Below are 18924 nucleotides of genomic sequence, written 5' to 3' on the forward strand. Positions count from 1 at the left end.
GCTTGGGCGTTGCAAAATTCACAACGGAAGGTGATTTTTCCATGCCCACCATTGCTGTGTTGGTGAAAAACGTGCCCGACACGTGGTCGGCGAAGACGCTCGAGCCGGACAACACGCTCGATCGTGCGAGCGCCGACAATGTTCTCGATGAGATCAACGAGTACGCCGTTGAGGCTGCTCTACGTCTGCGTGATGCTGGCGATTACAAGGTTGTCGCTGTGACCATGGGGCCGGAAGGCTGCGAGGAAGCATTGCGCAAGGCCATCGCGATGGGCGCGGATGATGCAGTTTCGCTTATCGACGACGCCCTGGCCGGCTGCGACGCCATCGGCACCGCTTGGGCCCTGCACAATGTGTTGAACACTCTCGATGATGTGGCTCTGGTGATCGCCGGCAATCAGTCCTCGGATGGTGAGACCGGTGCTGTGCCTGGTCTGCTGGCTGAGTACCGCCAGATCCCGGCCCTAACGCAGGTGCATGGGCTGCGTCTTACCGGTGATGTGATCGCCGGGACACGTGAGGATGACCACGGCACGTGGGAGCTGGAAGCGCCACTGCCGGCCCTGGTGACGGTGACCGAGCTTGCGGACAAGCCGCGTTTCCCGAACTTCAAGGGCATGATGGCTGCGAAGAAGCACGAGATCACACGCCTGAGCCTGAGCGATATTGGCGTGGATCCGGCACAGGTGGGTCTGGCCCATGCTGCGACGTCCGTCACCGCCGCATCCGAGATCCCCGCCCGCGATGGTGGCGAGGTCCTGGAAGGCCCCGCCGCCGACATTGCCGCCCAGGTTGTTGAGCGCCTGGCAGAACGAAACCTCATCTAAGGAGCCTTGATTCATGCACGTCTACGTACTTGTTGAACACACGGGCTCGACCTTGAGCCCCATCACCGGTGAACTGATCACCGCAGCACGCCCGCTCGGCGTGGTGTCCGCTGTTGTTGTTGGTTCCCCTGGGGACGCTGCGGCGCTGGCGCCGTCCTTGGCTGAGCTTGGTGCCGCCCAGGTGATCGACGCTTCGGCCGAAGATTACAACTCGCGCCTGATCACTCCTGAGGTGGATGCGTTGCAGGCCCTCGGTGCTGCCAACCCGGCGCCGATTGTCATCGCAGCAACCGCCACGGGCAATGAGATCGCTGGCCGCCTGGCTGCCCGCTTGGGCGCTGGTGTGCTGACGAATGTCGTGGGTATCGCTGCGGATAAGACTGCGCAGCATGAGATCTTCGGTGGCGCTTACAAGACCACCGCTGCCGCTGGTGGCGCAACCCCGATTTACACTCTGCGCCCAGGCTCCGTGAAGGCAGTGCCGGAAGCTGCTGCCGGCCAGGTGGCCCCGATGCCACTGCCGGCTGCCACTACTCGTGATGTCCGCGTCACGTCCTTCACCCCGAAGGTGCGCGCTGACCGTCCGGAGCTCACCCAGGCGGCCACGGTTGTCTCTGGTGGCCGCGGTATCGGCGATGCAGACGGCTTCCGTACCTATGTTGAGGGTCTTGCGGACGAACTCGGTGCCGCTGTTGGTTCCACCCGTGACATCGTCGATCTGGGCTACGCCGATCCGGAAACCCAGGTGGGGCAGACCGGTGCCACCGTGTCCCCGGACCTGTACATCGCACTGGGTATCTCGGGCGCGATCCAGCACACCTCCGGTATGCAGACATCCGGCACCATCGTCGCTGTGAACCAGGACCGTGACGAGCCGATCTTTGCTATTTCCGACATCGGTGTGGTTGCTGATGTCGAGGAGTTCGTGCCCGAACTGATCAAGGCACTGCAGGCGCGCAAGCAGTAAACCTGTGGTGAGCTACTTCGATCACGCCGCCACCACGCCCATGCGTCAGGTGGCGGTTGACACATGGGTGGAGCATGCCCACTTTCTCAACCCCGGCGGGCAGTACCGCTCCGGCCGTGAGGCGAATGCCGTGCTGGCCCAAGCCCGCGAAACCATCGCGGGCATTCTGGGCGCGGACCCTGTCGAGGTGATCTTCACCGGCTCCGGCACGGAGGCCGATAATTTGGCCATCCGCGGTTTCGCCGGGACTCCTGGCGCGCGCATCGTGTCTACCCCACTTGAGCATCCCGCGGTGCGTGAAACTGTCACGGACCTAGAAAAGCGTGGCGCTGCAGTTGACCTGCTGCCGGCGGGGCCGGATGGACTCGTGCAGCTTACATGCGCCCTCGATCAGCCCGCCGACGTTGTCACGTGCATGTGGGCCAATAATGAGACGGGCGCGATCCAGCCCATCGCCGACGTTATTTCCCGTGCCACCGCCACCGGTTCACCCGTTCACGTGGATGCGGTACAGGTGGTGGGCCATTTGCCGGTAGATTTCCATGCACTTGGCGCAACAACACTCGCCGCCAGCGCCCACAAGTTTGGCGGTCCGCGTGGCGTGGGCATCTTGCTCGCGCGCCGTTCGCCGGCACCTTCCCCGGTTCTCACCGGCGGGGGACAGCAGCGTGGCCTGCGCCCGGGAACCGTGGACGTCGCCGCAGCAGCAGCCGCCGCCGCCGCACTGGAAGAAGCGGTGGCAGAGATGGATGCGGAAAACAAGCGACTCTCGAAGCTTCGCGATGATCTCATCGTCGCCGCCACCCACTCCATCCCGGATGCTTACGCCACGGTTCTTGGGGCGGAGCAGCCGCCCCACGTCTTGCCGGGCCATGCTCACCTGGTCTTCCCTGGGGCCAATGGGGACGCGATGATCATGCTCTTGGACAGCCACGGCATCGAGGCATCCACGGGTTCCGCGTGCAACAACGGTGTGAATCAGCGCAGTCATGTCCTTGAAGCGATGGGGCTGCCCGCGGATCACGCGGATGGCGCATTGCGTTTCACGCTCGGACGGACCACCACGCAGGAGGACGTTGATCGCCTCATAACAGTCCTGCCTGACGTGATTGAAAAAGCACGAAGCGTGGGGTCTCTCTAGTCCAGAAATTCTGCGTGTCGCATGAGGCGTGTGTGACTTGTGTGAACTACGGTGCAGAACATGACTCGTTTTATGCGCCCCGCAGCCCTGCTCACTTCCGCTGCAATCGCCCTTGGTGGCATCTTTGCCGCCGGTAATGTGAACGCTGATAGCCCCGCTGATTGGGTTAATGGCGTGGATGTTTCCCACCACCAGGACACGGGTGGGGATTCCATCGCGTGGCATGAGGTGCGCGACGATAACCACAAGTTCGCCTTCATCAAGGCGACTGAGGGGCAGGATTACACGGATGACGCTTTTGCCAAGTTCGCACAGGGCGCTATTGATTCCGGCATGGCAGTGGGTGCCTACCACTACGCTCGCCCGGCAAAGGATCCGGTCACGCAGGCACAGAACCTTGCCCGTGCCTACAACTCTGTTCCGGGCCTGACCTTGCCGCCGGTGCTGGATCTGGAGGTCGACGAGGGCCTAAGCGCCGAGCAGCTCACGGAGTGGACCCGCGCTTTCCTGACGGAGGTGGAGAACCAGACTGGTCGCCGCCCGATTCTGTACACCTACCGCTACTTCTGGTTGGAGCAGATGAACAACACCGGCGAGTTCGCCGACTACCCACTGTGGCTGGCTGCCTACCAGAACACCGCCCCGGCACCGGTTGGTGGCTGGGACAAGGTAGACATCTGGCAGCGTTCTGAGTCCGGCCGCGTCGCCGGCATCAACACCCCGGTGGACTTGAACCTGTTTAACGGCAACCATGGCCAGTTCGCACGCTTCCTTGCTGGTGATCTGAACGCCACCGGCGGCATTTTGGAGCCACTGCAGGACCAGCCGATCGAAGGCGGTATCTCTGACTCCTTGCGTGTCCTTGAGCAGTCCAACACGGCTCTCGCCGCAGCCATTCTCGGCATGGCTTCCGGCGTGCTCGCCCCGGAGCAGGTAGAAAACGCTGCCCAGACCTTCGGCTTTGATGCTGGCGATGCCCACAACATCGCGGACACCGCCCGCCTCCAGGTGGAAAACGGCACCCTGCCTATCGATGACCTGAACAAGATGATGGTGGGCGACGAATACTCCGTCGGCGACCTGCTCATCCTCCTGGACAACGCCAACAAGCAGAACGAGGGTAAGTAGCTTCTAGCCCGCAGGTGCGTCCTCGCGTGGCGTCGCGGAAGCCGCCATATCGCGTGCCCACCTGTCACCGTTGAAATGAGCGGGCACTCCGCCCCCGAGCAACCTCCGGGTCAGCTCGGGGGTTTCGCGTATCTCGGCCCGGGAGCCAATCAAGATGATGTTGCCGTAGCGCCGTCCCTTCAGCATCGGCGGATCAGCAATCACCGCCAAGTGCGGGAAGACCTCCGCCATGCCCGCCAGCTCCTCGCGCGCTTCTTTCAGGTCACCGTGCGAACCGCAGTTAGCCACGTACAAACCATTCGGGGAGAGGGAGCGGAGGCACTGGCGGAAGAAGGGGAGTGTCGTCAAGCTTTTTGGCGTCGTGGCTGACTCGAAGACATCGCGGATGATCACGTCGCGCGAAGACTCAACGAATCCGTCGGTGACTTCGCGCGCATCGCCCACGCGGATCTTCACCAGCGGCGAGCGCGGAATATCGAATTTCTCCCGCGCGAGCTGCGCCAAATCCATGTCCCATTCCACGACCGTGTTACGCGAATGCGGCCAGACATGCGCGAAGTAGCGTGGCAGCGAACACCCTGCGCCGCCCAGGTGCGTCAGGCGCGGCTTCTCCCATGCACGGGTTTCTTCGATCGCGGCGGCGATCCAGCGCATGTATTCGAAATCGAGGCGCTCCGGCTCACCCGGCACGATGTGCGAGCTGGGAACACCATTGACGAGCAACAGCATCGACCCGTCCGGTTCGTGGATGATCTCCGCGAGGCCGGTGTCAATCTCAAAGTTTTCGCTTTTCTGGGCCATACCTGCCGAGACTACAGATCCACATCCGTTGCTCGGAGATAAGCAGTGGCGGCGAGCCACCCGGCCAGCGTCAGGACGGTGGACGCGATTGTGACCTGGATTATTGTTACTTCGTTGATTGTCCCTGCTTCTGCGACTGCACTGCTGCCCAGCCATAGGGTGTCAGTGAGTAGCCCTGGTGGCAAGACGAAGCGGGCGAAGGTCGCACCTGAAGCGAGAACGCCGAATGAGAAGATGCTGGCGACCAGAGCGATGGCGATGGGACCTGTGAAATTGCGAATCACCATCGACAGCAAGGACTGCCATGCAGACACCGCAGCAGCTGGCAGTAATGAGAGAAGCGCGACCACACCGAATGAGCCAGGTGGTGTGCCGGGCACGCCGAGGACAAAACCCACGCCGATGGCCAAGACAACGAGCACTGCCTGCATCGCTGCCACCGCAATCGTAATCGCGGCGATTTTGGAGGCGGTCAAACTGCCCGCCGACCGGGTGGAGGTAAGCAGCGAATGCCAGTTGTGGCCGCGGTGCTCGACGCGCCAGGCAGCGGAGGCGATGATGGCGATACCGGCTGTCATGAAGATCATCCCGTAGAAGAGCATGATCTGGGAGAGATAACTGGTCCACCCGGCATCGAGTTGCCCTTGGTTACCCGCGTAGTTTCCAGCCCCGATTGCTACCGCGATGAGCGGAACGAGAGTAAGTACAGCCCACATGTGGGACCTGCGGAATTTCAAAAGGTCGTTACACAGCAACTTCATGTTTTCTAGAGCTCCTTCTGATCGAGCATGCGGGTTGCCGCAGTAACAACAGCGACGGCGGTGATGATGTAGATGCCCCACACGCACCAGTGCGGGGTAGTCGGCGCGATGCCTGAGTCACCAAAGGTGAACGGGGTCAGCATGGCGAAGTATCCGAAAGGATTGATAGCGGCCAGCCATGTCGGCGAGAGCAGTGCGGCAACGCCGAGGAAGCCACCGACGACGCCGATCGCCAGAACAACAATCTGGGAGTCGGTCACCGCAGCCAACCACAACATGACGGCGAGCAGGGTAAGTGAGGTGCCGAGTGCTCCCAGACCGAAAAGCACCCAGGTGGAAAGCATCTCGGAGCCCGGTACCGGGGCGCCCATGAGGAGAGGTACGGCAATGACGCCTACGAATTCAACGAGGTTGAGCATGGCCACGAGCACCGTCGCCACGGCGAATTTGCGTACGATCAGTGTGCTCGGTGGCACACCGGCGATGGCGTTGAGGCGCCACCCGCCGTTGACGTTTTCGGTGTCCACCACTCGGCTGGCGACTACAGCCAACTGCAGGGGCGACAAGAACGCCAACGCCATGCAGTAGCCGACAAGATGACCAGCCCAGGAAGTCTCGGGGTCCGCGCGGAAATCGTCTATGCGGCCCCCGGCGAAGAGATTCATACCGGCGAATAAGACAATTCCCGCACACAGCAGGAATCCGAGCAGCACGACCTTGGTGCGGCGCAGCTTTGCAATTTCGACGATCATGCGCTCAAACCCTCCCGGCCCGTCAGTCCGATGAAGATCTCCTCGAGGCTTCGGCGTTTGCGCACTACCTGGTGCAGTGGAACTCCGTGTCTGACCAGGTGGGCGCAGACATCGGCGACCTGATCATCACTGAGCCCCTGTACTTCGAGTCCGCCAGCAACCTGCACGGGGCTCAGGGCAGCCAGAAGCGATGCGGCGGCCTCTGCAGAGGGGGTTTGGATGAAGAGGTCGGGGAGTTGGGCGTCGTAAAGCTCTTGCTGCGAGCCTTGAAAGATGAGCCTGCCCCGGTCGATGATGGTCAGATTCGAGGCCATTTTCTCGATTTCGGAGAGCAGGTGGCTGGATACCAGCACCGTGCGGCCTTCGTCCCGGGCGAGGCTGACGATAAGTGCGCGGATTTCCTCAATACCAGCCGGGTCGAGGCCGTTGGTGGGTTCGTCGAGGATGAGTATCTGCGGGTCGCGCGCGAGCGCCATCGCGATGCCGAGGCGTTGCTTCATGCCAAGCGAGTAGTTCTTAACCAGCTTGTCCATGTGGTCGCCCAGGCGCACGAGCTCGATCGCACGTTGCGCATTTTCGGGAGAGGCGCCGAAGAGCCGCGACGCGATCTTCATGTTTTCGCCACCGGTCAAATGCGGGTATGCGGACGGCGCTTCGATAAGTGAACCGACGCCGGCGAGTACTTCGGAGCGGGTGGCGCGGTTCATGGGGCGCCCGAGCATGCTGATTTGGCCACTGGAGGGTGTGACCAAACCGAGCAGCATTTTCATGGTGGTCGATTTGCCTGACCCGTTCGGACCGAGCAACCCGTGCACGGTACCGGGCTTAACATCCAAGCCAAGGTTGTTGACCACGGTTGTGCCACCGTACGTCTTTGTCAGACTTTCTGTCCTGATGATCGATGATGTCTCCATGCACTCAAGGTTCCCGCACCACCAGCAGGTTCCGCGTCGGCGCGGGGCATGATCTTCGCTGTCCTACTCGGGTATGACGCGCTCTAGGAATCCAGCAAGTCTTCGCGCGCAACGAGTCCGGTCCGGTACGCGAACAGCGCGGCGTGGACGCGGTCGCGTGAGCCTGTTTTCGCCAGGACACGCCCGACATGTGTCTTCACCGTCGGCATGGAGATGAACATCCGCTCGGCGATCTCCGCATTCGACCAACCACGCCCGACTGCGACCAGGATCTCAGTCTCCCGCTCAGTCAACTCGTCCAAGGCGAGTCGGTCAGTGGGAGATAGCGGCACATCGGCTTCTGCAGAAGAAGCGTTGAGCTTATCGACGATCCGTTTCGTCGCCCTCGGTGAAATCACCGCATCACCCGCCGCAGTGGTGCGGATACCGCTCAACAGCGTGTCCGGCTCTGCGTCTTTGAGCAGGAATCCGCTCGCTCCCGCAGACAACGCCCCCATGACGTAACCCTCGTCATCGAAAGTGGTCAGTATGATCACCTTTGCTTTGGGGAAGCGCTGGAGGAGCTGGCGTGTGGCCGCGATGCCGTCGAGGACCGGCATCTGGATGTCCATGAGCACGATGTCGACCGGGTTAGCGGCCATCGCCTCCAGGGCCTCTTCACCGTTGCCAGCGAGCCAGCCCACCGATAGGTCCGGCTGGTAGTCCACCACAGCGCGGATGCCGTGGAGGAAGAGCAGCTGGTCGTCGACGAGACCGATGGAATGGGTCATGGCTCGACCCTATCTGCATGCTGTAAAGGCAGGCGCGCTTCGGTGAGCCAGGTGTTGTTGTGGGAGGGGGAGGAGGTAAGGGAGCCGTCGATAAGCGATGCTCGCTCGCGCATCCCGCGGAGACCGTGACCGTGCTGGTGTTTGGCGCCGGGCGTGAACCCATTTTCGAGGCAGATTGCAGCCTCGGTTGGATGCCAGGCAACGGTGAGCCGCGCAGTGCCGTCACCGTGCTTCATCGCATTGGTAAGTGCTTCTTGGACGATGCGGTGGATTGTCAGCGTCGTGCCCGGGTCGAGTGGGGGCAGCGTGCCTTCTACGCTGTAGTCGATGTCGAGTCCGCCCGCGCGGCTAGTGGCGACAAGACCATCGATATCGAGTGCGGGAACGAGCGGCTCGACAGGGCGCTGCTCCCCGCCACGCAGTAGGCTGAGGACACCGCGCATTTGGCGCAACGATTCCCGGCCGACCGTGCTGATCGTGCGCAGCGCGTCGTCGGACGAGGCTCCGTAGCGTGCTCCGTCGGCCTGCGCCACGATGACGGTGAGAGAATGCGTCACAATGTCGTGGATTTCGCGGGCGAGATGCGCGCGCTGTTCAGCTGCCACACGCTCGAATACATCGCGCTGGCGCTCGAGCTGGATCTGTAGTTCCTTCGCTGCCGCTTCCTCCGCACGGTGCCGCAGTTCACCGAGAAGGAAGGCAATGACGAGCAACGTGACGCTCCATGCGATGTACGGGGCGCGCACAGGCAATGGCAACGTCACCAAAGCTGGGGCGATAAGCGCCGTCGCGGCGATGTCGCCGGCAAGGAGCATGGTGGCCACGACATACCGTACGGGTGCGGGAAGGTGGCGCGCGATGATGTAGGCGGTGATCATCGCAACACCGATCACCCCGGTTGGTAGGTTTTCAGTGCAAGAGCAGGCTGCGAGCACCACGACGCACGACGCAATGGTCACCCACGGCCAGCGACGGCGCGTGAACGGCGCGGCACCCGCGCATACGACAAGGGCTGCGTCGAGCAAGCCGAAACCTGTCGCGAACGGGCTGATGAGGCAAAACGCCACGAGCACGAGCGCTAGAAGTACGTCCCGGGGTCGAATAAGCTCAACCTCCACATGATTGGTCATGCTTTGCCAGCGTAATTTCCGGGCGCATCACTGTCGTCGTACCCGGGTACCACATTGCGCGCCGGGCATTTTCCGTCCTGCGGTGACGCGACTACACTCACGCCACGTGCGAGTTTTGGCAGCAATGAGTGGCGGCGTCGATTCCTCTGTGGCGGCGGCGCGGCTTGTCGATGCCGGACACGATGTCGTCGGCGTTCACCTCGCCCTGAGCAAGGACGCGCAGCAAACCCGCGAATCTGCGCGCGGCTGCTGCTCGATCGAGGATTCCGCCGATGCGCGCCGTGTGTGCGACAAGCTGGGCATTCCGTTCTATGTGTGGGATTTCTCCGACCGCTTCAAAGAGGACGTCATCGATGACTTCGTGGACAGCTACGCCCGCGGTGAGACCCCCAACCCGTGCCTGCGCTGCAACGAGAAAATCAAGTTCGCAGCTTTGCTCGAGCGCGCGATGGCTCTCGGCTTCGACGCGATAGCAACAGGCCACTACGCGCTTATCGACGACGCTGGCAACCTCCGCCGATCCACCGACGCCAACAAGGACCAGTCCTACGTCCTCGGTGTGATGACGCGCGATGAGCTGGACCGCTGCCTCTTCCCGGTCGGTGATACCGAGAAGCCACAGATCCGTGAGGAAGCCGCCGCCTATGGTTTCTCCACTGCGTCAAAGCCAGATTCTTATGACATCTGCTTCATCCCAGATGGAAATACCCAGGCGTTTTTGGGCAAGTCCATCGGCATGCGTCCCGGCATGATCGTTGACCAAGATGGCGCGGAGCTCAAAGAGCATGACGGTGCTTTCCAGTACACGATCGGCCAGCGCAAGGGTCTGAACATCCGCGTGCCCGCTGCGGACGGCAAGCCGCGCTACGTCACCGACATTGACACTGAAACCGGCACCGTCACCGTCGGCCCGCGTTCGGCCCTGGACGTGACCACGATCCACGCCGATCGCCTCAAGGTTCTCCATCCTGCGATGACCGAAACTTCCGAGAGCGGAGCTCCGCTCTCCGCCCTCGTGCAGATCCGTGCCCACGGCGGTGTGGTGAAGTGCCGTGCTCATGTGGACCTAGAAGCCGACACCATGACTTTGGAGCTCGCCGAGCCGCTCTCCGGTGTTGCTCGCGGCCAGGCTGCCGTGCTGTACCTGCCGGACCCTGATGGGCTGGGTGACATCGTGCTGGGTTCCGGCACGATCTGCGGGACGGAGTCAGCGTGACGGCCTTTGGCCTGGGGCCTATGCCCGGCACCGACCTCATCCAGGCCGCGGACGTAGTTCTCTCTGAACTACCGACACCGCACATCCCACAACTACCTGCCCGCGGTGTGGGCTCGGATCTGATTGGCCGTACCGCTGCGCTGCTGCCACTCAACCTCGACATTGGGCCCCGCTCCTGGCGGGTCACACGTCGCCCACAGATCGCCACCATGCGTGCCCGCGACCAGTTCGAACGCGACCTGGATCTGCTCGAAGAACTCTGGGCCGGCAAGCTCACCGAACTCAAGGTTCAGCTCGTCGGTCCGTGGACTCTTGCTGCCCAACTGGAAATGGCTAATGGCCACCGCATGATCACTGACCGTGGCGCGACACGGGATATCGCAGAGGCGCTGGTGTATGCGGCGGGGCAGCATAGGAGAGATGTGGAGAAGCGATTCGGCGTGACCACGCTGTTGCAGCTCGACGAGCCGGCACTCGAGAGCGTGCGAGGTGGAACGGTCAAAGGAACGACGGACTACGAGGAGATCCCTGCCGTTCCCGACGAGCGTCTCCTGGAGGCCTACGAGCCCTTCGGCGAGCACCTCCTCAACGCACCGCAACCTTTGTACGGGGCAGACTGGTTCACCGTGAACCTAGCAGGGGAGTTCGACTGGGATGCGTTGGCCGGCGCGCTCGACCGTGGTGCGCGAATAGCTGTGCCCGTGATGAAACCGCGGGACGTATTCAACATCTTTGACCAGCTGCAGATCGACCCGGCATTGACGGAGATCGACGTTTACGCCGCACCTGGCCCGACGCTGGTCATTACCGCCGCTAATTACCGTGCGGCGGCGGAGATGATGGACGCGCTGAAGAGTACACAGTAGGAGAATTGAGCGCCGTGTCCTCAAAGGGGACATGCGTATCGAACCTCCGTAGCTGTTCCCAAATGCTCTTGGCGTCCGCACGATTCTTGATGTGACCTTGCTGCACCGCGCGGAGAAGAACTTGCTCAGAACCGAAATGGTGGACGGATCGTTTGCGGGCGATTTCGCGGGCATCGCCATCATCTACCAACATGGCTACCTTGCGTCCTCGTTCCTGTTCTTGGAGGCAGTGCGCCAGGCACATGAACTCCCCAAGATTCTTTGCCTTGCCGCCTTGGTATGAGAACGCATAACCAGCGAAACCGCGAACAATGGGCAATAGATCAGCAGTTTCCTCAAGGATGGAGAAGTACTTAGAACTCAAAAGTCGCATCCACCGGCCGTGGGCATCGCGAAATTGAGGCTGGGATAGCTTTCGCCCCATCTCATTGACCACTACCTGAGGAAGATAGATCGGATTGGGCCCGGCAAATTTAATCAACAGGTCATGCTTATTCGCGCACACGAATGACAACAGGATCGACGTATCGGAGACGATGAATGCGCGTGATGCTGACACGGTGGTTTAGTCCTCGCCGAAAAAACTATCGAGGCTAGAAAACGGGTCCGCCTCGACTATCTCCGAATCATCTTCGATGAAGAGACCATCGAGTTCTTCACGTACCTGCTGCGGTGAGATTCCTCGTGCGAGAGCAACTGCTTCTGCTGAGACCTCGCCGCTGAGGTACGCCTGGGTAGCGTCGGCGACAATACGTGGCGCGGGTCGGGGAGTAGATGCTCGGGCAACCTCTGCATCGTATTCATCCCGCCAACCGAAACGTGACGCGAGGGATGGGGCTGACCAGGTGCGTCCAAGTTCGGTGGCTCGACTAGGCGTGATCAAGCCCGCGCGCCGTAATTGGTTCAATGCCACGCGCGGCGAAATCTTGTAACGCTGCACAATATGCGAGAGAGCTTCGGCCGTACTCGGATCGTGTCCCTCCAGCTGTTCTTCCAAAGATTCAAGCGGACACAGAACATGGGCGGCAAAAGAATCCGCGCGTTTTTCTGCGTTGTAGTTCAGACATGGATTCAAGTTGGACGCGTTAGTCAGGTCACCGGCATAAATATGCCCAACTTCGTGGGCGAGTGAGAAGTTCTGCCGGAATGGAATCCCGGAAGTGGCAACCCCGATCACGATATTTCGGGTGGCGGGGTCTTGGACCGTCAACGCGTCGACTTTGTCGGGGAGATCGGTGATGAGCAGGTCTGCGTCGACAAGCTCGGTGAGATGCTCGATCCGTTCGATGGGGCCGAGGGCAAGTTGATGCTGCCGGCGAAACCGCTGGGCGAGTTCGATGCCTTGAGCGTTCGGCGATAGGTTCTGTCCGGACAGGCGCCTATTAGGAAGCACGAGAACCGAGCACTTCCTGGAGCGTATTCCGCAGCTGGAGCTGTGCGGTGAGGCGGTCAAGGGCGTCGGTGACATCGACGCGGTGCTTGGAGCGCGCCGCCCACATCTTTCGTTCGCTCAACGGCTTGGCATCGGTCAGTTCGTCCAAGCTCACGCCGAGTGCCCAGCTCAATGCGAGAAGTTCACTAGGGGACGGAGTCTTATCGCCCTTTTCTATGCGGACGATGCCCGACTGAGACAAAGCTCCGTTTGTGGCTTGAGCCAGTGCGCGCTGGTTCATGTCACGAGCCACGCGCAGAGTTTTTAGGCGCCGACCAAAATCAGCTGGAATATTCATGCTGAATCAAGTCCTTTCAAAGTTGATTCAACTGTAGTGGGCCTCATGCGCTCTGTCTAGCTGGGACTGAAGTCCGTCATGTGCGGCTTGCGTTTCTGTACCCTTGGAACGAACTGACTCACTGGCAAGGAGCGCTGCGATGATCTGGAAACACGACCACTACGAGTGGTACTACATCCTGATTTTCAGCGTGCTCTTCGGCTTCGCAATGAGCAACGTGTTCGACAACCTTGCCTTGGCCATCTCAGTCGGGTTCGCTTTCGGTCTGTCGATAGCTATGGCGTTGGGGGAGAAGCACCGTGCGAAGGTCGAGGACGGCAATCTGATCTTCGGGGTGGGGAAGAAGGTTGAATCAATCCCGCTCAGCGATGTCGATCATGTGACCTTCGACGACTCGAAGGGCGAGATGGTCGTGCAAACGAGCGACGGCAGCACGCACACCCTCGACGCCGGCTGGGACAAGAAAGGTCTGTCGACGTTCGTCAACGAGGTTAAGGGCGAATACCAGCTGTAGTTGGCGCAGACATGGCTAGCTGATCATCGGCCACGCCGTGTTGATCGTGGAGGTGTCACGTCCGCGGGATTCCATGTATTTGCGGAAGTCCGTCTGAATCTCAAAATGCTTGACGGCTTGGAATTCCATGAGCTCATCCAGGTCCTTCTGGGCCAGCTCCGGCCAGACGGAATTGACCTGCTTCCAGGCAATGCGCGCAGCAGCCATCGCATCGGAGGTGGCCTCGTGAGCATTTTCTAACTGCACACCATAGTGCTCCGATAGTGCGCCGAGATTCCGCTTGCCGCCCTTGCGGTAGCGGTCCATCGCGCGGTCAATGAGCAGTGGATCAAACACCGGGCCCGTCACTGTGAAATCGCCGGTCAACGCGCGCAGCACCGTCAGGTCGTACGGTGCATTGAACACGATCAGGGTGAAACCGTCGTCCCAGGCCTGCTTGATGGTGTCCACGGTTTCCTTCAACACCTCGTCATGCGGGCGCCCCTCCGCGCGTGCCTTCTCCGTGGAGATGCCGTGGATCGCAGCAGCCTGTTCAGGGATCTCCACTCCTGGGTCAGCGAGGTGTTCGGTGGCGGTGACCTCGCGGCCGTCGATACGCACGAGCGCTGAGGTCACAATGCGTGCCTCAAGCGGATTCGCCGAGGTGGTTTCAAGGTCGAAGGAGAGCATCCGCGACGCGTCGAAAGTAGGCATGGTGCTCATTCTAATGAGCCACGCGACACGCACATCTTGACCTTGCCCCTAGGTCAACGTTCACACTAGGAGCCATGGGTGATTACACGATCGGAGAAATGGCCGACATGCTCGGCCTGAGCACCAAAACACTGCGGCACTGGGAGGCGCGCGGGCTGCTGGAACCGTCCCGCACCTACAGCGGGTACCGCATGTACTCAGATTTTGATGTGGAACGCTGCGCAGCCATCGCGCTCTACCGCGGCGTGGGCATGTCGCTCGAGAGCATCGCAATGCTTATCGACGCCCCCTCCCACACCCTCCGATCCGCCCTCAACCACCACCGCGCGGAACTAGCTCGTCGGCTCGCTGCTGTGAGTGAGCAGATTGATGCGGTGGATGACCTTATCAACGAAACCATGAAAGGACAGATCAACATGGATGCAATGAAGAAATACCTCGGTGAAAAGATGCCGGAATACCAGGCAGAAGCCGAGGAACGCTGGGGTGATACTGCCGAATGGGCGCAGTCCCAAGAGAAACTGGCGCAGATGGGTGAAGGTGACTTCGCGCAGCTACAGCGCGATCAGGAGGCCTTTGCCACGGATCTGGTTGCTGCACGAGACGCTGGGGTGGAGGCTGGCTCTGACGAAGCCTCCGCGCTCGTCGCGCGCCACCGAGAGATGATCGGGCAGTGGTACGAAGTCACTCCCGCCCGTCAGCTTATTTTGGCGCGGATGTACGTCGGTGATGAGCGCTTCCACGATGCGTATCAGGGGGCGCAGGGGTATCTGCTGGAACTCGTCGAAATGCATGCTGCTGCTGAGGGCGTGGACGTGGCAAACCCAGAGTGGTGAGGGGGTGCTTTCGGGAGGTCGATATTTCTTACATCGCGCTTTTAGCGTCCTGGGCGTTTAGAAGACCAAAACGCGAAAGTGGTGAGATTTCTCGACCTCGTCCGAATAACCCCCTCCTGGTTCCGCGCATCTACACTGGGGCAGCGTGACTGAGAATAACGGCAGCATCGATAAGAATCTCCTCCGCGAGTGGGATGAGCTGGCTAAGGAGGTCCGCCACCACCGAGACCTGTATTACAACGGTGACCCGGTGATCACGGACGCGGAATTCGACAAGATGTTCCGCGCGCTTCAGAAACTCGAAGAGGAGCACCCGGAATTGGCCGTTCCGGATTCGCCGACCAAGGAAGTCGGCGCCCCTGTCACGAACACAGCGTTCGCGGATGTTGAGCACCTTGAGCCGATGACCAGTTTGGACAACGTGTTTTCGGCGGAGGAGCTGGCAGATTGGCTAGCCAAAACCCCCGGCCCGTATCTGACGGAGCTGAAGATCGATGGCGTGTCCATCGATCTGGTCTACGAAAACGGCAAGCTTGTTCGCGCCGCCACGCGTGGTGACGGCCGCGTGGGCGAAGACATCACCGCAAACGCCAAGGTCATCGAGGACATCCCGCACGAGCTCAAAGGGGACGCACCAGCTCTCGTGGAGGTCCGCGGCGAGGTGTTCATCCGCCCGGAGGATTTCCCGGAGCTCAACGAGCTGCGCCAGAAGGAGGGCGGAAAGCCGTTTGCCAACCCACGTAATACAGCGGCTGGTGGCCTGCGCCAGAAGGATCCGGAGGCGGTGCGCACCCGCAAGTTGCGCATGATCTGCCACGGCATTGGCGCGCGTGAGGGAGTTGAGTTCACCTCCCAGCACGAAGCGTACGAGAAGCTTGCGTCATGGGGATTGCCCGTCAGTGAGTACACGAAGAAGGCTGAGACAGCCCAGGAGGTCCAGGACGCCGTGACCTACTGGGCCGACCACCGCCACGATGCCATCCACGAGATGGATGGTGTGGTGATCAAGGTCGATGACCTGGCTACCCAGCGCCAGCTCGGTTTCACGTCGCGCGCGCCACGTTGGGCGATCGCGTACAAGTACCCGCCGGAGGAAGTGACCACGAAGCTTCTGGATATCGAGGTCTCCATCGGCCGCACAGGCCGCGCCACGCCATACGCAGTCATGGAGCCGGTGTTTGTTTCCGGTTCGACGGTCGCGATGGCCACTCTCCACAACCAGACGGAGGTCAAGCGCAAGGGCGTGCTCATCGGCGACACCGTCGTTGTGCGCAAGGCCGGGGAGATCATCCCGGAGGTCCTCGGCCCCGTTGCGGATCTGCGCGACGGCACTGAGCGCGAGTTCGTGTTCCCGAAGAATTGCCCGGCGTGTGGCACGGAGCTCGCGCCCGCGAAGGAAGGCGATGCGGATTGGCGTTGCCCCAACACCCGCTCGTGCCCAGCTCAGCTCGGCGCGCGCCTGGAATACATCGCCTCGCGCGGAGCATTCGATATCGAAGCGCTCGGCGAGAAGGGTGCGCATGACCTCATTGCATCGGGTGTGCTTATCGACGAATCCACGCTTTTCGACCTCACCGTCGACGACTTGGCAAAATCCAGTGTGTACACCACCCAGAAGGGAGCGGTGAATGCGTCAGGTAAGAAGCTCCTGAGCAACCTGCAGGAGAAAAAGAACACCGATCTGTGGCGTGTGCTGGTGGCTTTGTCGATCCGCCATGTTGGGCCGACGGCAGCGCGATCGTTGGCGGCGCGCTATAAGTCCATGGATGCGCTGCGTGCTGCCTCGGTAGAAGACCTCGCGGAGACCGATGGCGTGGGTACGATCATCGCCGAATCCTTCAAGGCATGGTTTGAGGTGGACTGGCATGTGGACATCGTGGACAAGTGGGCCGCTGCTGGCGTGACCATGGAGGACTCCGCGGAGGATGCAGCACTGCAGACTCTGGAGGGCCTGACCATCGTGGTCACCGGCACCCTGGAGAATTTCTCCCGCGACAGCGCCAAGGAAGCGATTCTTTCCCGTGGTGGTAAGGCCTCGGGTTCGGTGTCGAAGAAGACGGACTACGTCGTGGTGGGGGAGAACGCGGGTTCCAAGGAGCAAAAGGCACGCGACCTGGGCATCACCATCTTGGACGAAGCCCAGTTCGAGCAGCTGCTGGAAACCGGCGAGATTTAGACCGAATCACCAGGCTTCATAGTCGTTGTCGCGCCCAGGCAGCGACTTGAAGAAGATCTCTTCATCCCCACGTGCCTGCCCCAGAATGAGGAAGAAGAGTGGGGAAGCATCCAAATTGGGAAGCTCATGGACGACACTGTTCATGAGCTCTGCTACCTCGCCCCATGGGTCCCGACGGATTTCCTCGGCGAAGACCCGCCAGTCAAAAACATTGCCGTATTGCAGGGTGGCGACGTACACCTCGTAGGGCCACGAGGAGATCGGATCCTTTGGCGATGCCGAGACGTTTCGGAACATCTGCGGACGGATTACGTGAGACATGCAGCCAACTCCTTACACGTGGCTTCTACCCGTGACCATGAATTCCAATCGGCTGAAACACCCTTGTAGTTCGCAAGCGAATCTCGATTCCGGGTGTCTGCAGGATTCGGTGCCGCCAACATGAAGATCAGCTCGGAAAGAACTGAACCATCGGTTTCGGTCATCTCGGAGTAGTACGAATCGATGTTGGAAAGAATCTCGCAGGCTGTCTTGATGCCCAATTGGGAGCTAACGGCAGCTACGTCGAGATAATCGCGCACTTGGTTTCGGCGGACGATGAGAAAGGCCTTTGTGCGTAGGACTTCGGCAATTGTAGGAATCCGGAGGGGGTCCCCCGATGGGAGAGTGATCTCTTCGATCTCTAATGGGGTTTTACGTCGTAAGTTACGAAGACCAGCTTGATAGTCATCGAGACTGCCCATAATCGTCATTGGCGGCTTGGAGGCGCGTGGATCGGTCGTCCAGCCCTCGAGCGCCATAACCGATTCAAGAACTGCGTCGTAGCGTCCTTGAAGGTTTTGGATCACGTGATCATGATCGAACGACATGCGGTGGCCAGCGTAGAAAACGGCCGCACTTCCTCCGACGAGGACGGCATCTGGCGCCACTTTCTGCAGCTTAGCCGCTGACTCATAGAGTTTTTCCATGTCGTTCATGGTGACAAGGATAGTTGGATGTTACCCGTTGGGCTTAGTAGCTGAGTTCTAGCTCACCAGGGCGCCCACGATGGCACCGAGGTCGCCGATGTGGTTGACCTCGGAGGCGAGGAAGTCCGGGCCGCCGGTACGGCCGACCACCATGTAGAGGCCGGTGGTACCCAGAGGGGTGATGGCCAGGGTGGAATCGAGGAGCCACCAGGCATCGGGGACCCACGTGTCGATGTCGTCGCGGAGGATGCGGGCGTGGGAGACGTCGATAAGCTTGGGCGCGGAACCGTCATCACCGGGGGCAGCTTGAGACGCAGCGACGCGCTCGCTGCCAGTCTCAGTCTCGCGGAGGACAACGGCCCAGGATGAGGTCAATGCCATGGGCATGACGGAGACGAGCTCCTCCATCGCGGCGGGCAGATCGTGGACCTGGTTAGCCACGCGGGCGAGCATTTGGACTTGCTCGCGGCGGTCAACGCGGCCGGTGAAGGGGCGAATGGAATCAACCTCCACGCCCTTGACGGACGCAGCGGCGGTGATGAGGGAATCAACCATGACGCCGGTGGGAAGTTCCACCACAATGTCGTCGGTCACCATCGCAGCGTCGCCAGCAAAGACGCTTTCAACGATGTCCACGGATTTGATGTTGGCGTCGACCATGCCGAAGGCCTCGGCGAGCTCGCCGAGGCTGCCAGGGGTGTCTGGAAGGACAACACGGATCAGGTAAGACATCA

General features: G+C 60.9%; 22 protein-coding genes. 9 read left to right on the top strand and 13 right to left on the bottom strand.

All coding sequences use genetic code 11. From position 1 onward, the window contains the following. Nucleotides 1–41: 41 nt before the first annotated feature. The 4 genes from L8U60_RS05890 to L8U60_RS05905 are packed head-to-tail and all read left to right on the top strand — an operon-like array spanning nt 42 to nt 4063. Nucleotides 42–827 carry an electron transfer flavoprotein subunit beta/FixA family protein gene (locus L8U60_RS05890; RefSeq protein ID WP_269965442.1) on the top strand — a complete coding sequence of 262 codons (786 nt, stop codon included), beginning with the start codon at nt 42–44 and terminating at the stop codon, nt 825–827. Nucleotides 828–840: 13 nt separating this feature from the next. Next, nucleotides 841–1794, top strand: coding sequence for an electron transfer flavoprotein subunit alpha/FixB family protein (locus L8U60_RS05895; protein WP_269965443.1), 954 nt, complete (start codon nt 841–843; stop codon nt 1792–1794). Between the two features lie 40 nt (nt 1795–1834). After that, nucleotides 1835–2935 (top strand): cysteine desulfurase family protein, encoded by a 1101-nt coding sequence (locus L8U60_RS05900; RefSeq protein ID WP_420840158.1) that lies wholly within the window; start codon nt 1835–1837, stop codon nt 2933–2935. Between the two features lie 60 nt (nt 2936–2995). Next, a complete protein-coding gene (locus L8U60_RS05905; protein WP_269965445.1) occupies nt 2996–4063 on the top strand; it encodes a glycoside hydrolase family 25 protein in 1068 nt (355 codons plus the stop codon). A gap of 3 nt (nt 4064–4066) precedes the next feature. Here L8U60_RS05905 and L8U60_RS05910 read toward each other — a convergent pair whose 3' ends face one another. From L8U60_RS05910 to L8U60_RS05935, 6 genes are all read right to left on the bottom strand, one after another. Then, nucleotides 4067–4864, bottom strand: coding sequence for a spermidine synthase (locus L8U60_RS05910; protein WP_269965446.1), 798 nt, complete (start codon nt 4862–4864; stop codon nt 4067–4069). Between the two features lie 11 nt (nt 4865–4875). Then, nucleotides 4876–5625: an ABC transporter permease gene (locus L8U60_RS05915; protein WP_269965447.1), complete on the bottom strand. Its 750-nt coding sequence runs from the start codon at nt 5623–5625 to the stop codon at nt 4876–4878. A gap of 5 nt (nt 5626–5630) precedes the next feature. Further along, on the bottom strand, nt 5631–6377 hold the full coding sequence (locus L8U60_RS05920; protein ID WP_269965448.1) for an ABC transporter permease: 747 nt from the start codon (nt 6375–6377) through the stop codon (nt 5631–5633). Next, complete coding sequence (locus tag L8U60_RS05925; RefSeq protein WP_269965449.1) at nt 6374–7291, bottom strand: ABC transporter ATP-binding protein; 918 nt, start codon at nt 7289–7291, stop codon at nt 6374–6376. The genes L8U60_RS05920 and L8U60_RS05925 overlap by 4 nt, the downstream gene beginning before the upstream one ends. Nucleotides 7292–7374: 83 nt before the next feature. Continuing rightward, nucleotides 7375–8061, bottom strand: a complete 687-nt coding sequence (locus tag L8U60_RS05930) for a response regulator (RefSeq protein WP_269965450.1) — start codon at nt 8059–8061, stop codon at nt 7375–7377. Beyond that, nucleotides 8058–9191, bottom strand: a complete 1134-nt coding sequence (locus tag L8U60_RS05935) for a sensor histidine kinase (RefSeq protein WP_269965451.1) — start codon at nt 9189–9191, stop codon at nt 8058–8060. Before L8U60_RS05935 ends, L8U60_RS05930 begins: the two co-directional genes overlap by 4 nt. Nucleotides 9192–9297: 106 nt before the next feature. Here L8U60_RS05935 and mnmA point away from each other — a divergent pair, with 106 nt between their 5' ends. Next, entirely contained in the window at nt 9298–10407 is a 1110-nt protein-coding gene (gene mnmA, locus L8U60_RS05940; protein ID WP_269965452.1) for a tRNA 2-thiouridine(34) synthase MnmA, read from the top strand. A 20-nt stretch (nt 10408–10427) separates the two neighbouring features. After that, nucleotides 10428–11273: a uroporphyrinogen decarboxylase/cobalamine-independent methonine synthase family protein gene (locus tag L8U60_RS05945; RefSeq protein ID WP_269965453.1), complete on the top strand. Its 846-nt coding sequence runs from the start codon at nt 10428–10430 to the stop codon at nt 11271–11273. Here L8U60_RS05945 and L8U60_RS05950 read toward each other — a convergent pair. Genes L8U60_RS05950 through L8U60_RS05960 form a run of 3 tightly spaced genes read right to left on the bottom strand, consistent with a single transcriptional unit; the run spans nt 11221 to nt 13003 of the window. Further along, a complete protein-coding gene (locus L8U60_RS05950) occupies nt 11221–11832 on the bottom strand; it encodes a PIN domain-containing protein (protein WP_269965454.1) in 612 nt (203 codons plus the stop codon). The two genes, L8U60_RS05945 and L8U60_RS05950, sit on opposite strands and share 53 nt — an antisense overlap. Before the next feature lie 6 nt (nt 11833–11838). Continuing rightward, entirely contained in the window at nt 11839–12666 is an 828-nt protein-coding gene (locus tag L8U60_RS05955) for an ImmA/IrrE family metallo-endopeptidase (RefSeq protein ID WP_269965455.1), read from the bottom strand. After that, on the bottom strand, nt 12656–13003 hold the full coding sequence (locus L8U60_RS05960) for a helix-turn-helix domain-containing protein (RefSeq protein WP_269965456.1): 348 nt from the start codon (nt 13001–13003) through the stop codon (nt 12656–12658). The genes L8U60_RS05955 and L8U60_RS05960 overlap by 11 nt, the downstream gene beginning before the upstream one ends. 139 nt (nt 13004–13142) lie before the next feature. Here L8U60_RS05960 and L8U60_RS05965 point away from each other — a divergent pair, with 139 nt between their 5' ends. Continuing rightward, entirely contained in the window at nt 13143–13517 is a 375-nt protein-coding gene (locus tag L8U60_RS05965) for a hypothetical protein (RefSeq protein ID WP_269965457.1), read from the top strand. A gap of 15 nt (nt 13518–13532) precedes the next feature. Here L8U60_RS05965 and L8U60_RS05970 read toward each other — a convergent pair whose 3' ends face one another. Further along, nucleotides 13533–14210: a 3'-5' exonuclease gene (locus tag L8U60_RS05970; RefSeq protein ID WP_269965458.1), complete on the bottom strand. Its 678-nt coding sequence runs from the start codon at nt 14208–14210 to the stop codon at nt 13533–13535. A gap of 74 nt (nt 14211–14284) precedes the next feature. Here L8U60_RS05970 and L8U60_RS05975 point away from each other — a divergent pair, with 74 nt between their 5' ends. Both L8U60_RS05975 and ligA read left to right on the top strand, forming a co-directional pair. Beyond that, nucleotides 14285–15046 (top strand): MerR family transcriptional regulator, encoded by a 762-nt coding sequence (locus L8U60_RS05975; RefSeq protein ID WP_269965459.1) that lies wholly within the window; start codon nt 14285–14287, stop codon nt 15044–15046. A gap of 145 nt (nt 15047–15191) precedes the next feature. Then, nucleotides 15192–17222 carry an NAD-dependent DNA ligase LigA gene (gene ligA / locus L8U60_RS05980; RefSeq protein WP_269965460.1) on the top strand — a complete coding sequence of 677 codons (2031 nt, stop codon included), beginning with the start codon at nt 15192–15194 and terminating at the stop codon, nt 17220–17222. Nucleotides 17223–17228: 6 nt separating this feature from the next. Here ligA and L8U60_RS05985 read toward each other — a convergent pair whose 3' ends face one another. Genes L8U60_RS05985 through L8U60_RS05995 form a run of 3 tightly spaced genes read right to left on the bottom strand, consistent with a single transcriptional unit; the run spans nt 17229 to nt 18922 of the window. Beyond that, nucleotides 17229–17543: a hypothetical protein gene (locus tag L8U60_RS05985; protein WP_269965461.1), complete on the bottom strand. Its 315-nt coding sequence runs from the start codon at nt 17541–17543 to the stop codon at nt 17229–17231. Next, nucleotides 17531–18199, bottom strand: coding sequence for a hypothetical protein (locus L8U60_RS05990; RefSeq protein WP_269965462.1), 669 nt, complete (start codon nt 18197–18199; stop codon nt 17531–17533). The genes L8U60_RS05985 and L8U60_RS05990 overlap by 13 nt, the downstream gene beginning before the upstream one ends. A gap of 48 nt (nt 18200–18247) precedes the next feature. Further along, nucleotides 18248–18922, bottom strand: coding sequence for an ACT domain-containing protein (locus L8U60_RS05995; RefSeq protein ID WP_269965463.1), 675 nt, complete (start codon nt 18920–18922; stop codon nt 18248–18250). Nucleotides 18923–18924: the final 2 nt, after the last annotated feature.

The sequence above is a fragment of the Corynebacterium meitnerae genome (assembly GCF_027570075.1).
Lineage (GTDB): Bacteria > Actinomycetota > Actinomycetes > Mycobacteriales > Mycobacteriaceae > Corynebacterium > Corynebacterium meitnerae.